Annotated in this window: 15 protein-coding genes; 11 read left to right on the top strand and 4 right to left on the bottom strand. The window is 34.0% G+C overall.

Annotated elements, in window-relative coordinates:
- Window positions 1-16: 16 nt before the first annotated feature.
- Window positions 17-868, top strand: a complete 852-nt coding sequence (locus tag RB619_RS14645; protein ID WP_308098715.1) for an N-acetylglucosamine kinase — start codon at window positions 17-19, stop codon at window positions 866-868.
- Window positions 869-878: 10 nt separating this feature from the next.
- Window positions 879-1,253 carry a methylglyoxal synthase gene (locus RB619_RS14640; protein WP_308098766.1) on the top strand — a complete coding sequence of 125 codons (375 nt, stop codon included), beginning with the start codon at window positions 879-881 and terminating at the stop codon, window positions 1,251-1,253.
- On the opposite strand, the gene RB619_RS14635 is transcribed toward RB619_RS14640, so the two are convergent.
- On the bottom strand, window positions 1,234-1,614 hold the full coding sequence (locus tag RB619_RS14635) for a Rid family detoxifying hydrolase (protein ID WP_308098713.1): 381 nt from the start codon (window positions 1,612-1,614) through the stop codon (window positions 1,234-1,236). The two genes, RB619_RS14640 and RB619_RS14635, sit on opposite strands and share 20 nt — an antisense overlap.
- Before the next feature lie 28 nt (window positions 1,615-1,642).
- Window positions 1,643-4,387 (bottom strand): putative LPS assembly protein LptD, encoded by a 2,745-nt coding sequence (locus tag RB619_RS14630; RefSeq protein WP_308098711.1) that lies wholly within the window; start codon window positions 4,385-4,387, stop codon window positions 1,643-1,645.
- Window positions 4,388-4,469: 82 nt separating this feature from the next.
- On the opposite strand from RB619_RS14630, the gene RB619_RS14625 reads away from it, so the two are divergent.
- From RB619_RS14625 to RB619_RS14595, 7 genes are all read left to right on the top strand, one after another.
- Window positions 4,470-5,597, top strand: a complete 1,128-nt coding sequence (locus tag RB619_RS14625; RefSeq protein WP_308098709.1) for an N-acetylmuramoyl-L-alanine amidase — start codon at window positions 4,470-4,472, stop codon at window positions 5,595-5,597.
- 50 nt (window positions 5,598-5,647) lie between these two features.
- On the top strand, window positions 5,648-6,613 hold the full coding sequence (locus tag RB619_RS14620; protein ID WP_308098707.1) for an MlaD family protein: 966 nt from the start codon (window positions 5,648-5,650) through the stop codon (window positions 6,611-6,613).
- 6 nt (window positions 6,614-6,619) lie between these two features.
- Window positions 6,620-7,957, top strand: coding sequence for a (Fe-S)-binding protein (locus tag RB619_RS14615; protein ID WP_308098705.1), 1,338 nt, complete (start codon window positions 6,620-6,622; stop codon window positions 7,955-7,957).
- Between the two features lie 123 nt (window positions 7,958-8,080).
- Window positions 8,081-8,872, top strand: a complete 792-nt coding sequence (locus RB619_RS14610; RefSeq protein ID WP_198999540.1) for a (Fe-S)-binding protein — start codon at window positions 8,081-8,083, stop codon at window positions 8,870-8,872.
- A gap of 91 nt (window positions 8,873-8,963) precedes the next feature.
- Window positions 8,964-9,446, top strand: a complete 483-nt coding sequence (locus RB619_RS14605; protein ID WP_031455874.1) for a hypothetical protein — start codon at window positions 8,964-8,966, stop codon at window positions 9,444-9,446.
- A 507-nt stretch (window positions 9,447-9,953) separates the two neighbouring features.
- Window positions 9,954-11,090, top strand: coding sequence for an N-acetyl-alpha-D-glucosaminyl L-malate synthase BshA (bshA, locus tag RB619_RS14600; protein WP_308098700.1), 1,137 nt, complete (start codon window positions 9,954-9,956; stop codon window positions 11,088-11,090).
- Between the two features lie 24 nt (window positions 11,091-11,114).
- On the top strand, window positions 11,115-11,537 hold the full coding sequence (locus RB619_RS14595) for a protease complex subunit PrcB family protein (protein WP_308098698.1): 423 nt from the start codon (window positions 11,115-11,117) through the stop codon (window positions 11,535-11,537).
- A gap of 216 nt (window positions 11,538-11,753) precedes the next feature.
- On the opposite strand, the gene RB619_RS14590 is transcribed toward RB619_RS14595, so the two are convergent.
- Together RB619_RS14590 and RB619_RS14585 are read right to left on the bottom strand one after the other, a co-directional pair.
- The gene (locus RB619_RS14590) at window positions 11,754-12,251 is read right to left on the bottom strand and encodes a hypothetical protein (protein WP_133526994.1); all 498 of its coding nucleotides are present in this window, start codon (window positions 12,249-12,251) and stop codon (window positions 11,754-11,756) included.
- Between the two features lie 131 nt (window positions 12,252-12,382).
- Window positions 12,383-13,237: a UDP-2,3-diacylglucosamine diphosphatase gene (locus RB619_RS14585; protein ID WP_308098694.1), complete on the bottom strand. Its 855-nt coding sequence runs from the start codon at window positions 13,235-13,237 to the stop codon at window positions 12,383-12,385.
- A gap of 186 nt (window positions 13,238-13,423) precedes the next feature.
- Between RB619_RS14585 and aroC the strand changes: the two genes are divergently transcribed.
- A complete protein-coding gene (aroC, locus tag RB619_RS14580; RefSeq protein ID WP_308098692.1) occupies window positions 13,424-14,482 on the top strand; it encodes a chorismate synthase in 1,059 nt (352 codons plus the stop codon).
- A gap of 53 nt (window positions 14,483-14,535) precedes the next feature.
- On the top strand, window positions 14,536-15,813 hold the full coding sequence (locus RB619_RS14575; RefSeq protein ID WP_308098690.1) for a dicarboxylate/amino acid:cation symporter: 1,278 nt from the start codon (window positions 14,536-14,538) through the stop codon (window positions 15,811-15,813).
- Window positions 15,814-15,867: the final 54 nt, after the last annotated feature.

Genomic DNA, 15,867 nt, shown 5'->3' with positions numbered 1-15,867 from the left:
AAAAACAAAAAATAAAATGAAATTAATAGTTGATAGTGGATCTACTAAAGCAGACTGGATTGCAATTGATGATAATGGAAAAGTATTATTCACCACACAAACTTTAGGGTTAAACCCTGAAATTCTTGACGGTCCAGAAATCATTGAAAGATTAAATGATCGTTTTGATATTTTACAAAACAAAAAAAATGCTTCACACTTGTTCTTTTACGGAGCAGGATGCGGAACAGACAGAATGAAAGAATGGTTAAAACAAATCTTTCAAGAGTATTTCTCTAACGCTATTGTTGATGTTCAAGAAGATACTTATGCGGCTGTTTATGCAACAACTCCAAAAGGGGAAGAAGCCATTGTTTCAATCTTAGGAACAGGTTCTAACTGCAGTTATTTTGATGGAAAAGTATTGCATCAAAAAGTACAGTCATTAGGATATATTGTAATGGATGACTGTAGCGGAAATGTTTTTGGAAAAGAATTAATCAGAAAGTACTATTTTAATAAAATGCCTAAAGAATTAGCTGTTGAACTTGAAAAAGAGTACGACGTTGATCCTGACTTTATTAAAAACAAATTATACAAGGAGCCAAATCCAAATGCTTATTTAGCGACTTACGCAAAGTTTTTGATTAAACATAAAGATACTGAATTCTGTAAAAAAATTATTTTTAAAGGAATGAAATCTTTTGTAAAAAACTACATTAAGCAGTTTGACAATTGTAAAGAAGTTCCTGTGCATTTTGTAGGTTCTATTGCATTTTATTTAAAAGATGAACTACAAATAACTTTCGATAAATACGAGCTTAAATTAGGAAATGTTTTAAGAAGACCTATTGACGGTTTAATTGCTTATCATGTTGCTAATCAATAGTACTGGATTTATGGAAATTGCAATTATTGCACATGATGGCAAAAAAGCAGATTTAATTGATTTTTTAATCAAAAATGAAGCTATCCTTCATAATGAAAAAATCAAGCTGATTGGTACTGGTACAACAGGAGGAAAAGCTGAAGCTGCTGGATTTAAAACGCAAAGAATGCTTTCTGGACCTTTAGGCGGTGATGCACAAATAGCGGGAAGAGTTGCTGAGGGAATCACTAAGATGGTTTTCTTTTTCAAAGATCCTTTATCTAGTCATCCGCATGAAGCTGATATTAATATGCTGATTCGTGTTTGTGATGTGCATAATGTGCCGCTGGCAACAAATGAAGCAACGGCACAATTATTATTAAACGCTATTGCACTGCAATTATAGAAATCTCAACATTTACATTTTTTGGCAAACATGCCACTTGAACCGTTTCACGAGCTGGAGCGGTTTTTTCGTTAAAATAAGATCCGTAAACGGTGTTTATAGCCGCAAAATTATTCATGTCCATAATGAATATTGATGCCTTAACAACGTTTTCAAAAGTCATATCAGCCGCTTCTAAAATAGCAGCGATATTTTCCATTACTTGTTTTGTTTCGTCGTTAATGTTGTCAGTAATTAGTTCTCCAGACGCTGGATTAATTGCAATTTGTCCAGAAGCATAAAGTGTATTTCCTGATAAAACAGCTTGATTATACGGGCCGATAGGAGCCGGAGCTTTTTCGGTAAAAATGATTTTTTTCATAATGAAAGTATTTTGATTCGAAAATTGTTTAGCGGTTTGAAACGCTTCGTTTGTTCCATTTAATGTCACTTAAGACACCAGATTTAATTCCGATGAAGAAATTCCAGTTAGAGTTTGTTCCAAGTGGTTGCCAGTTAAAGGCCATTCTCCAGCTTAATAAATCTCTTTCAAAACGGAATTGAGTAAAAGTAACTCCTTTTTGTACAAAATCATATCCTGTAGAAACGCCGCCTTTCCATTTTGGCGTAATATCTGTGTTGATGGAAATCATAATGGAGTTTCCGCTTATTTTGTTTTCTCTGTTTATATTGGAGTAGGTTAATGAATAGGCAAGTGTCATATCCCACGGAATTTTTGCATTGAAAAATTCTGTTATTACATCATCTCCGTCTTCTTTATCATTAGCAAATTGACTATTTCTGCTGTCGGTTAAATCGGTATTGGTTCCAAACAAATCATCTTTTCGACCTCCGTTTCGCTCACTCTGAGTGTTGGTTTTTTCTTTATCTCCGCCTTTATTAGAGAATGAATAGTTTAATGTGACATTGGCACTTGTCATTCTAAACAAGCTTCCTCCGTTATCAATATTATATTTGCTGATTCTAGTTCCAGAATTGTCAATGGCATAAGGATCTAAAGTAGCACCAAAATTCATATTCATTTTATTGTCGAAAAACTGTGTTCCTCCAGATACAAGTACTGGTTGCCAAGCCAAAACCTGTTTGCCGTCTGCATTGAAATTATAACTTGAACTGAAGTTTAAGTTGTTCAAAAGCATGATTTTTTTAGGCTCAGTTTTAGTACTGTCTCTGTCTCTTACTTTTGCTTCAAAAGTGTTGCTTAAAGAGAAACCAACTATGTTTGAGTTTTCTTTTCCTGGAGCACCATAAACGCCATTTTCAAAACGGGTGTATTCTGTCGTGATTCGGCCAGAAGCATCTACGGCATAAGTATCGTAATATTTTTCAAAACTTGGCGTGTATGCGTACGTAATCGACGGACGCATTACGTGGCGTATCGATTGAATTTTTTTGTCTGCACCAAAATTAAAAGTTCCGTAAATTGTAGTACCTAAATTTGAGCTGAAATTATAAGTTCTAAAAGCGTCAAAACCATTTACAGGCGTGTCTACAACTTTGCTTTGGTCTGCGTCGTAGCTTCGGCTGATTGTTTTAGTAACCCAAGTTTCTTGGTAATTAGTCGACATTCCGGCACTAAAATACTTGAATAGCTTAAAGTTAGTGCTTAACGGAATTGTATGTTGCATACCAATTTGTGCGTCTCTAAACATTTGTGGTTTAAAGAATAGGGAATCTGTAGTTACAAAGCTGTTTTTTCCGCTTAAGTTATATTGTAAGTTGATGTTTTTTATGAAACCTTTTTTTATTCCATCTTTGCCAACAAAAGGATAAATACGATCAATACTTGCTTGAAGCGAAGGTAAAGTCATATTGATGACTTCTGTTTGTGTGTTTTGTGAATGTGTTGCCGTTAAAGCTATTCTGGCCTGTGGAATGGTATTGAAAGTTTTATTCCACGAAATAGAAGAGCTTAAAGTATTGTTCAAATTAGAACCAATATTTGCCTGATTGATGGATTGTTTGAAATACTTACTACTACCCATGTTTACCGAAGCAGAAAACGTAGAATTTGGATTCGATTTAGTATCTTTTGAATGCGACCACTGAATGTTGTAAATGTTTTGTTTCGAATAATCAGGGTAACCTCTTTCACTACTGATCAAATTTTCAAAACGAACATTGATATTTCCTCTGTATTTATATCTCGTCGCATACGCCGATTCAAAGCGCATGGCGTAACTTCCGTTAGTATAATAATCTCCTAAAACGGTCAGGTCGTAATTATCGCTTAAAGCAAAATAATACCCTCCATTTTGCAATGAGAAACCTCTAGTGTTTGAGTCATTATAACTAGGTATGATAATTCCCGAAACGCTTTTTTCTTCACTCATAGGAAAATAAGCAAATGGCAAAGCTAGAGGAGTAGGAACATCTGCAATAACCATGTTTGTCAAACCAGTAACGACTTTTTTTCCTGGAACAAATTTTACTTTGTTCGTCTGGAAATAATATTCAGGATTGTCGACATCTGTTGATGTTGTGAAACGCGCGCCTCTTAAAAAGTAAACAGAATCGTTCTCTTTTTTAGTAACGGCAGCTTTTATCTTAAATTCGCCTTGTTCTGTTCTTGAATTAAAGATTAAAGCTTTTTTTGTTTTAAAATTAAAACGGATCGAATCTGGCTGTACTTCGTTTGATCCTTGTTTGAAATTTGGATATTGAGTCAAAACTCCGGCAGAATCCTTTATTCTTCCAGCATACACTTCGTCTTTGCCATAATCTAAAACAATGATTCCAGATTTTAATTCTACATCTTTATAATATAGTTCTGCTTCATTGTAAAGGGTAAGTGTTTTTTTCTTTTTATCAAAAGTCGCGTAATCTTTTGCTTTGTATCTTACTTTTCCGTCAAGAAAAGTCTTTGTAGGTTTAATGCTGTCTACTTTTACTGTATCAATTTTAGTTGCGACAGATTTATCTTTTTCTTTTGCTGTCTCAGTTTTAACAGTCGAAGGCTTATCTGTTTGTTTTACAGCAGGTAAGGGCTTTTTTGGGTTTTTTATATCTTGTGAATATACTTTACCACATCCTAGTGTTAGGAAAAATGATATTAAAACGATATTAAATAAGTTTGTATGCAAAGGTTTAAATGCTATTTTTGTAAAAGTATGGCTTGTTTTTTGACATGTCAAAACTACATATAATTTTTTGGCAAAAATAATCAATTGCGAAAATTATAACAGTTGCAAATTATTAAAATTAACTTTTAGATTTATGAATATATTTAACAAAACTAGGCTATTATTTAGTTTTTTTCTAACTATAATTTCGTTTTGTGCTTACAGTCAGGCAAATGTTTTTAAAGTAACTCTTGATGCCGGACATGGCGATCATGACTTTGGAGCTGTTTACAGCGGCCGAATTGAAAAAAATATTGCATTGGCGATTGTACTAAAAGTTGGGAAAATATTAGAAGCAAGTCCAAATGTTGACGTCATTTATACTCGTAAAACTGACGTTTTTATTGATTTGGTTGAAAGAGCCAATATCGCAAACAGAGCAAATTCTAATATTTTTGTTTCGATTCACTGTAATGCAAACAAAAATACAGCGGCTGATGGTACAGAAACATATGTAATGGGTTTGAGTAAAGTAGCATCGAATCTTGAAGCAGCGAAAAAAGAGAACTCGGTAATTACATTAGAAAAAGATTATAAGCGTAAATATGAAGGTTACGATCCGAATTCACCAGAATCAATGATTGGGATGACTTTAATGCAGGAAGAATATTTAGACAATAGTATTGCTTTAGCAAGTAAAATTGAAGATAATTTTGATCGTCTTGGAAAGAAGTTGAGACAGGGAGGAGTAAAGCAAGCACCTTTTATGGTACTTCATAAAGCATATATGCCGAGAGTTTTGGTTGAAACAGGTTTTGTTTCGAACCCGACTGAAGGAAATATTCTGAATTCTGAAGAAGGGCAAAACGATATAGCAAAAGCAATTGCCGATGCTATTTTAAGCTATAAAAGCGAATATTTTGGTTCAGGAGTACCTGAGCTTTCAGATGTAAGACCGGCTAAAGATACTTCGACGCCTAAAAAGCCAAAACCTGCTGAGCCATCTGCAGCAGTGAAAAATGCAGTGAAAGGAACTTTTTATAAAGTGCAACTTATTGCAAGTATCAAAAAAACAACATTAGAGCCTAAAAACTTTAAAGGCTTGAAAAATGTAACCATGGTTTATGAAAATAATATTTATAAATATTTCTACCAAGAAACTTCAGACTATGAAGCGGCAAAGAAATACCTGCAAGAAGCTAAGGGTAAAGGATATGGCGCTGCATTTTTAACCGCAACTAAAGATGGAGAAAAAATCAGTATTCAGGACGCAGTTAAATAATAGTCACAAGTTCGAATATTTATATTAATTTTGTACAAACACTAAGAATTTTGAAACTAACAAGAGAAATTAAAACGGCTATTTTAGTCATCGCGTCAATACTATTATTTATTTGGGGCTACAGTTTTTTAAAAGGCAGAGATCTTTTTACAAATTATAAAACATTATTTGTTGAGTATGATAATGTTGAGGATTTAGCACCGTCGGCACCAGTTACTATAAACGGACTTGCAGTTGGTAAAGTAAATAAAATTACAATCAGTGAAACAACAGGCAAGTTGTTAGTTGAACTTCAGCTTAAAACAGATTTTCCTATTTCTAAAACAAGTACAGCAGCTTTGTATTCTCCAAGTTTAATTGGAGGAAAACAAATTAAAATCATTCCTAATCTTGCAGATAAAAATCCTGCTGATGAAGGCCAGACTCTTGCAGGAACTGTAGAACTTGGATTGACTGAATCTTTAGGAGGAAAATTGGAACCAATTCAGGCTAAATTGGATAAAATGCTTGTAAATATTGATAATCTAGTGACAGGATTAAACAATACTTTAGACAAAAACACACAAGAAAATTTAAAGAAAACAATTGCAGAATTAAGCAAGACAATGGAGCAGTTTCATAAAGCTTCAGGAAGTCTTAATAATATTCTAGATACCAATAAAGGACAGATTAATGGAATGGTTTCTAATTTTAATAAAGTATCAAGCAACTTTAATAAAATATCTGATTCATTAAACAAAGCCGATTTAGGAAAAACAGTTAGAAGCTTGAATCAAACTTTAGCTAAAGTGGATGGTTTAATGATGAATTTAAATTCTGGAAAAGGTACAGCTGGGAAATTGTTGAATGACGATGCTTTATATAATAATTTGGCTAAAACTTCAAAAGAGCTGGAATTATTGCTTCAAGACGTTCGTCTTTACCCAACTCGTTACGTAAACGTTTCTCTTTTTGGAAAGAAAAACAAGCCTTATGTAGCACCAACAGAAGAAACAACTTCAACTGATAAAAAATAATTATAAATGAGTTATTTAGATAATATTTTATTTGCCATACTTCTTATAGTTGGTTTTGGTTTTTTTACAGCGAGCGTAAAAAAAATCATCCGCAACATTAATTTAGGAGTTGATGTAGATCGAAAAGATAATCCAAAAGCTCGCTGGAAAAACATGGCTTTGATTGCTCTAGGGCAATCAAAAATGGTGAGACGCCCTGTTGCTGGTATACTTCATATCTTTGTATATGTTGGTTTCGTTATTATTAATATCGAATTACTAGAGATTATTATTGATGGACTTTTTGGAACACATAGAATTTTTGCACCTTATTTAGGTGTTGTTTATGATGTTTTGATCGCTTCATTTGAAATATTGGCCATACTTGTAATTTTTGCGGTTACTGTTTTTTGGCTTAGAAGAAACTTTATCAGATTAAAACGTTTTATACATTCTGATTTAACAGGATTTCCAAAAAGTGATGCAAATTACATTTTGTACTTCGAAACTGTTCTAATGATTTTGTTCTTATTGATGAATGCCTCTGACTTGCATTTGCAAAATGTTCCAGGCGGTTATTCTCATTTTCATAAAGCAGGAAGTTATCCAATAAGTCAGTTTATTGCGCCAATTTTTAATGGCACATCAAACGAATTGGTTGGACTTTTATTCGAAGTTTTCTGGTGGTTGCATATTGCAGGTATTTTAGTTTTTATGAACTATTTGTATTTTTCAAAGCATTTGCATATTCTTTTGGCTTTCCCAAATACGTATTTTGCAAACTTGAAACCAGAAGGTCAGTTTGATAATTTAGCTTCAGTAACAAAAGAAGTTAAATTGATGATGGATCCAAATGCTGATCCGTTTGCGGCAGCTCCTGTTGACGAAAATGCTGCTCCAAGTAAGTTTGGTGCCAGCGATGTTCAGGATTTGAATTGGGTGCAACTTTTAAATGCCTATACGTGTACAGAATGTGGACGTTGTACATCATCATGTCCGGCAAACCAAACAGGAAAAAAATTATCTCCTCGTAAAATTATGATGGATACGAGAGATCGTTTGACGGAAGTAGGAAAAAATATTGATTCTAACAAAGGTGTTTTTGTCCCAGATAATAAAACGTTGTTAAACGATTATATTACACCAGAAGAATTATGGGCTTGTACATCATGTAATGCATGTGTAGAAGAATGTCCAGTAAATATTAGTCCGCTTTCTATTATTATGGATATGCGTCGCTATTTAGTGATGGAGCAAAGTGCCGCGCCGATGTCATTAAATGCAATGATGACGAATATTGAAAACAACGGTGCGCCTTGGCAATACAGCCAACAAGACCGTTTGAATTGGAAAAACGAAAATTAAGATTTATTGTTTAAACGGTTAACCGTTTAATTGATTATAATAAAAATAGTAAGGTTTTTAGTAAGGTTGTCATAGGGAGCGATTAACCAAATAAACGATTAACCGATTTAACAAAATAAGAAGATGTCAGAAAGTTTAGTAGTGCCAACAATGGCTGAAATGCTAGCCCAAGGAACACAGCCAGAAGTTTTATTTTGGGTAGGTTGCGCAGGAAGTTTTGATGATAGAGCAAAAAAAATTACAAAAGCATTTGTGCGTATTTTAAATCGTACGAATGTTTCATTTGCGGTTTTAGGTACTGAAGAGAGCTGTACTGGAGATCCTGCAAAACGTGCTGGAAATGAATTTTTGTTTCAAATGCAAGCCATGATGAATATCGAGGTCCTAAATGCATACGAAGCAAAAAAGATTGTTACGGCTTGTCCGCATTGTTTTAATACTTTAAAAAATGAATATCCTGAATTGGGTGGAAACTATGAAGTTATTCACCATACAGAATTCTTAAAGTCATTAATTGATGACGGAAGATTGACTGTTGAAGGCGGTCAGTTTAAAGGAAAGAAAATTACTTTTCACGATCCTTGTTATTTAGGAAGAGCAAATAAAGTTTACGAAGCGCCAAGAGATTTGATTCAGAAATTAGATGTTGAATTAGTCGAAATGAAGCGTTCAAAAGCAAACGGTTTATGTTGTGGAGCTGGAGGTGCACAAATGTTTAAAGATGCTGAACCAGGAAATAAAGAAGTAAACGTTTTGCGTACAGAAGATGCTTTAGAAACTAAACCAGACATTATTGCTGCTGGTTGTCCTTTCTGTAACACAATGTTGACAGACGGAATTAAACATGCACATAAAGAAGGTGAGGTCAAAGTAATGGACGTTGCGGAGTTAATTGCAAATGCGCAAGATCTTTGATCTGAGATTCTAAGTCGCTAAGATGTTAAGGTTCTAAGTTTTTTTAACTTGAAACTTGAAACAAAAAAAAACAAAATAAACAAAAAGTAAAATGTATATACCTTTTGAAAATTTACCTGGTGAGTCTAGAGTTTGGATTTACCAATCGAACAGAAAATTTTCTGAGGAAGAATTTTCTGAAATTGAAACCGATTTAAAAGCTTTTGTGGAAGAATGGGCAGCACACGGAACAAGCCTAGAGGCTTCGTTTTTGCTGAAATACAACCGTTTTATCATATTAGCTGTAAATCAAGATGTGCAGGCAGCGACGGGTTGTTCTATCGATAGTTCTGTTGAATTTATTCAAGGTTTGGAGAAAAAGTACAATGTTGATTTGCTTGATAAAATGAATGTTACTTTTAAATTAGGCGAACATATTGCTCATAAACCTTTAATTGATTTTAAGAAGATGGTTAAAGATAAATCGGTTTCTGAGAATACGATTGTTTTTAATAATCTTGTAAATAATATCGAAGAGTTTAATGAATCTTGGGAAGTTCCTGCAGCTGATAGTTGGCATAGCAGATTTTTCTAAGAAGAATTTATAATATTTGAAAAGGCATGAAACTTAGATTTTATGCCTTTTTTGTTTTATTGTTTCAGGTTTCAAGTTTTAAGTTTCGCTAAAGTTTGTCATTCCGAGGAACGAGGAATCTCCGTAAGAAACTCCGTAGCGTATGTCGCCAATCTTCGTAGAGCTACTTGTGGAGATTCCTCGTTCCTCGGAATGACAAACTTTGTCGTGATTTAACTTTGTCAAAGTTTTAAACTTTGACAAAGTTGCTGTTGCGTATGACTTATGAAAACAAAAATATCTAGTCTAGCCCCGATGGTAGCGGCATCCTTTTATGCCGGTCCCGAGGCTTCGGGAGGCATAAAAGATATAGCGGACAGCGGGACGAATCGTCTTTTGATTGAAGTTGTTCTGCTTCAAGAAAATAACATATTAATTAGAATTAATCTAATATTGTCAAAAATCTAACAATTTAAAAGCTCGATTAAACGTGATTTTTGAGTATTTTCGTAGTATTAAATTTAATACATGAAAATAGCAATAGTTTGTTATCCAACGTTTGGCGGTAGTGGGGTAGTAGCCACGGAGTTAGGTCTTGAATTAGCCAGACGCGGACACGAAATACATTTTATAACTTATAGTCAGCCTGTGAGGTTGGCACTTTTGAATCCGAATGTTCATTATCACGAAGTAAATGTTCCTGAATATCCTCTTTTTCATTATCAGCCTTATGAATTGGCTTTGTCGAGCAAATTGGTTGATATGGTGAAATTGTATAAAATAGAGGTTCTTCATGTGCATTACGCTATTCCGCACGCGTATGCAGGGTATATGGCAAAACAGATGCTAAAAAATGAAGGCATTAATTTACCAATGATTACAACGCTTCACGGAACGGATATTACGCTTGTTGGAAATCATCCTTTTTATAAACCTGCGGTGACTTTTAGTATTAATAAATCGGATTATGTGACTTCGGTTTCGCAGAGTTTGAAAGATGATACTTTGAAATTATTCAAAATCAAGAATAAAATTAAGGTGATTCCGAATTTTATCGAATTGGATAAAGTGAAAAAAGATCCAGATGCGCCTTGTCACCGTTATGTTATGGCGAAGGAAAACGAGCGTATCGTAACACATATCAGTAACTTTAGAAAGGTAAAGCGTATTCCGGATATTATTAAGATTTTTTATAATATTCAGAAAGAAATGCCGGCTAAATTAATGATGGTAGGTGATGGTCCTGAAAAAGAAAAAGCTGAAGTTTTATGCATGGAATTAGGGATTTACGACAAAGTAATTTTCTTTGGAAACAGTAATGAAATTGATAAAATTTTGTGCATGACCGATTTGTTTTTGCTTCCATCAGAAACAGAAAGTTTTGGTTTGGCGGCTTTAGAAGCAATGGCTCTTGGAGTTCCAGTGATTTCTAGTAATTCGGGAGGTTTGCCTGAAGTTAATTTTGATGGTGTTTCGGGTTATCTGAGCAACGTTGGAAATGTTGATGAAATGGCGGCAAATGCAATCAAAATTTTGAAAGATGATGCCACTTTGAGCGAATTTAAAAAGAATGCGCTGGAAGTAGCGAAGAAATTTGATATCAAAAACATACTTCCTAAGTATGAAGCTTTGTACCAAAAAGCGATTGACGACTATAAAGATTAAAACATTAATTTAAAATTTAAATGCATGAAAAAGATAATTTCAGTTTTAGCAGTTTTTGTTTTGATCTCGTGTGGAGCGAAAAAAACCTCGAATTCTACAGCATTGTATGAAGTTTTGACCGAACAGTCAAATGGTGGTGGTAACATCAAATTTTTTGAAATTTTGACCGAGCCTAATGAAATTAAAATGCTAGAAAATGATCCGCTTTTAGCTGATAAAATGAAACAGGCTGATATCAGTAATTCAAATTATATTATTTTGAATATGGGTGAAAAAAACACCAGTGGTTATTCTATTGGGGTTGAAAAAGTTGAGGAAACAGATAAAAATATCATTATTACTGTAAAGGAAAATAGCCCAGCGCCAGATGCAATGGTTATACAGGTTATTTCATACCCTTACACGGTGGTAAAAGTGCATTCTAAAAAAGAGATTATTATTAAGTAATTAGTGATTAGTAATTAGTGAAAAGTTATTAGTTATTGGTCATTCGTTATTAGTCAGATGTCAGGCTGAGCGGAGTCGAAGTCCTCGCAATGCAAATGCCCTTCTCCCGAAGTCTCGGGACGTTAAGGGTGACAATAGTTATCAATTTTGAACATAAAAAAAACCTGTCGCAATTAAAACGACAGGTTTTCTTTTACAATTATTTTTTATTTTAATTTAGAATTTGAATTTGATTCCTAAACCAACATCAAATCCAAAGTTATCATCGTCGTAATATCCTGAACCAATTTCAGGTCTTGCGTCTAATGATAAAAGAATTGGCACTTCTTTAAATCCGTATTCAATTCCTATGTCTCCTGCAGCAAAAACGTAAGTTCCGCTGTCGTTATATTTTACATTATTGTTGTAGTAATCATGGTCCCAAGCAGCGATTCCACCACCAACACCAGCGTACCAGTTAAAACCTCCGTCTATATTCCAAACCCATTGATAAAGTGCTACTGCTTTAATAGCGTCAACGTCACTGCTGTTTCTCCAGCCTAAATCAAACTCAAGTCTGTTTTTTTGATTTAATCCTCTTTGATAAGATACTTCTCCTCCAAAACCGTTATTGTCGCCTAAACGCAAACCAAGCGCGTTTTTAGCAATGTCTTGTGAATGAGCCGTAAATGCTAAGCCGAATAGCATAATGGCAGATAAAATGATTTTTTTCATAAAAATGATTCAATTAATTTTTTCAAATGTATAACTACAAGTAAGTAGAGAACGTATAAAATTTTTGAAAATTGTTATATAATTTACATTTTCTGTTAAAAAAACATTTCCTGCAGTAGCTCTAGGATTTATTAGATATTGTCTTTTTTAAATTTCACAATTTGCTTTTCAACGATAACAGTCATTAATTCGGCTGTCAGATTGTCTTCCATTTCAAATAAATTTTCTTCCTGTTCAGCAAATTTGCTTTTATCGTAAGTGTACAATTTCCAACGCTTTTTATGATATTCTAAAGCAGTTAGATTTTCAACCCAATCACCCGAATTTAAGTATAAAGTAGAGCCGTATTTATTTTCTATGGTTGATATTTTTGGTTCATGAATATGGCCACAGATAACGTAGTCATATTTTTTTTCAATAGCCAAATCAGTTGCAGTGGTTTCGAAGTCTGAAATGAATTTCACCGCTTTTTTTACGCTGGCTTTTATTTTTTTTGAGAAAGAGTAGGGTTCTCTGCCTAATTTAGTCAAGCACCAGTTTGCAAATCGATTAGAAAGAATCAAATAATCGTAACCTAAACCGCCTAGTTTTGCGATCCATTTTGAGTGTTGTACCGAGGCATCAAAAACGTCTCCGTGAAAAATCCATGCTTTTTTATCATCTAATTCAAGAACTAGTTTATCAAGCAAAGAAAAATTTCCCATGTTCATATCGCTGAATTTTCGGAGAATTTCGTCGTGGTTTCCAGTGATATAATACACTTTTGTTCCTTTAGAAGCCATCCCGATAATACGCTGAATTACTCGTAAATGCGCTTTTGGAAAATAAGATTTTCGAAATTGCCAGGCATCAATAATATCTCCATTTAAAACTAATGTTTTAGGTTTAATGCTTGATAGATAGTTGTTTAATTCCTTGGCGTGGCTTCCGTAAGTTCCCAAATGGACATCAGAAATAATGACCAATTCGACATTTCGTTTTTTCAATTTTTCGTGATTTGAAGTTTAGCAAATAAAAGAAACTCATAAGAGAATTATTTTATCAAAAGGTTATCAATTTGAGGTCAATTTTAATAAATTATGATTTTTAAAGTGCTTAACCTTTAATTAATAATCACAATTTTATATTTTTTAATTTAATTCATAAAACTTACATTTGCTAAAACAATTAACATGGCAGGAAATAGCTACGGCACATTATATAGAGTTACAACTTTTGGAGAATCACATGGCGAAGCGTTAGGCGGGATTATTGATGGTTGTCCATCTGGAATTCAGCTTGATTTTGAAGCAATCGAAGTTGAAATGTCAAGAAGAAAACCGGGACAATCGGCAATTGTAACGCAAAGAAAAGAACCAGATGCAGTCCAGTTTTTATCTGGAATTTTTGAAGGAAAAACAACTGGAACTCCAATAGGTTTTATTATTCCAAATACCAATCAAAAATCAGACGATTACTCGCATATAAAAGATAACTACAGACCAAGTCACGCTGATTATGTATATGATCAAAAGTATGGTTTTCGTGATTACCGTGGAGGTGGACGAAGCTCTGCACGTGAAACCGCAAGTAGAGTGGTAGCTGGAGCAATTGCAAAACAAATGCTTCCAGAAATTAAAATTAATGCTTACGTTTCTTCTGTAGGCCCAATTCATTTAGATACTCCATATCAAGATTTAGATTTTTCGAAAATAGAAAGCAATCCTGTTCGTTGTCCAGATGAAAAGTCGGCTACGATTATGGAAGAATATATTCGTGACATCCGCAAGCAAGGCGATACTGTTGGAGGTGTTGTTTCATGTGTGATTCAAAATGTACCAGTTGGTCTTGGCGAACCGGTTTTTGATAAATTGCATGCCGAATTAGGAAAAGCAATGCTTTCTATCAATGCGGTGAAAGGTTTTGAGTACGGAAGTGGTTTTGCAGGTTCAGAAATGAAAGGAAGCGAGCACAACGATTTATACAATCCAGACGGAACTACAAAAACAAATCTTTCTGGAGGGATTCAGGGAGGAATCAGCAATGGAATGGATATTTACTTTAAAGTAGCTTTCAAACCAGTTGCGACGATTATGCAGACTCAAGATTCATTAGATAATAAAGGAAATATTACACCAATGACAGGAAAAGGCCGTCATGATCCATGTGTAGTACCTCGTGCGGTGCCTATTGTTGAGGCAATGGCCGCAATTGTTTTGGCTGATTTTTATTTAATCAACAAAACATATTAATAAAAGTTAGGACAGTGAGGGTCTTAATATTTTAACTTAACACAAACAAATTAATGCAAGTTACAGAAACTAAAAAAAAATCATTTCTTTCAGGATTAACAGGGCAAATTATTATTGCAATGGTACTAGGGGCAACTTTAGGAATTATATTGCACAATACCGTTTCTGCTGAAACAGCACAGTCTTTCAGCAGTAAAATTAAAATGCTGGCAACTGTTTTTATCCGATTGGTGCAAATGATTATTTCGCCTTTGGTATTTACAACTTTAGTAGTTGGAATTGCTAAACTTGGAGATATAAAAACGGTTGGAAGAATTGGAGGAAAAGCTCTTGGATGGTTTTTTACAGCTTCATTTATTTCGTTATTAATTGGTTTATTTTATGTAAATCTTCTTGAGCCAGGTGTTGGATTGAAATTAGATCACGTTGATATGTCAGCGGCGGCAGAAGTAACGGGAAAAACTAAAACACTTTCTGTTGAGAATTTTGTTGAACATATTGTTCCAAAAAGTCTTTTTGAGGCAATGGCAACAAATGAAATCCTTCAGATTGTAATATTTTCAATCTTTTTTGGATTAGCTGCGGCATCATTAGGAAGTACTGTAAAACCTGTAATTAATGCTTTAGATAAAGCATCGCATATTGTTTTGAAAATGGTAAATTATGTGATGAACTTCGCTCCAATTGGAGTTTTTGGCGCCATTGCAGGAGTTTTTGCTATTAGAGATGCGGAGGAATTGGTAATCACTTATTTTAAATTTTTCGGCTCATTTTTAGTTGGAATCAGTACTTTATGGGTGGTTTTGATTGCAGTAGGTTATATTTTCTTGAAAGGAAGAATGACTGAATTGCTAAGACGTATTGTAGGGCCGTTAGCTATTGCTTTTGGAACAACAAGTAGTGAAGCTGTTTTTCCAAAGTTAACTGAAGAGTTGGAAGATTTTGGTGTAAAAGATAAAATTGTTTCTTTCATGTTGCCGTTAGGATATTCATTCAACTTAGATGGAAGTATGATGTATATGACATTTGCCAGTATATTTATTGCGCAATTTTATGGCGTACATTTAGATATAGGTACACAAATGGTGATGCTGTTGGTTTTAATGCTTACAAGTAAAGGAATTGCAGGCGTGCCGAGAGCGAGTTTAGTTGTGGTAGCGGCAACTTGTGGTATGTTTGATATTCCGGTTGAAGGAATTGCATTAATCTTGCCTATTGATCATTTTTGTGATATGTTTAGAAGTGCAACAAATGTTTTAGGAAATGCTTTGGCAACTTCTGTGGTGGGGCAATGGGAGAATAATAAAGAAACTGAAGCAGGTTTAGAATAGTAAAACCTCAAAAATAATATTCACATTATACTGATCTTTATTAGTTTAAAGTGT

The organism is Flavobacterium sp. LHD-80 (assembly GCF_030929605.1).
In the GTDB taxonomy this organism is placed as follows: Bacteria; Bacteroidota; Bacteroidia; order Flavobacteriales; family Flavobacteriaceae; genus Flavobacterium.
This window is presented reverse-complemented; position numbering and strand designations above follow the sequence as displayed.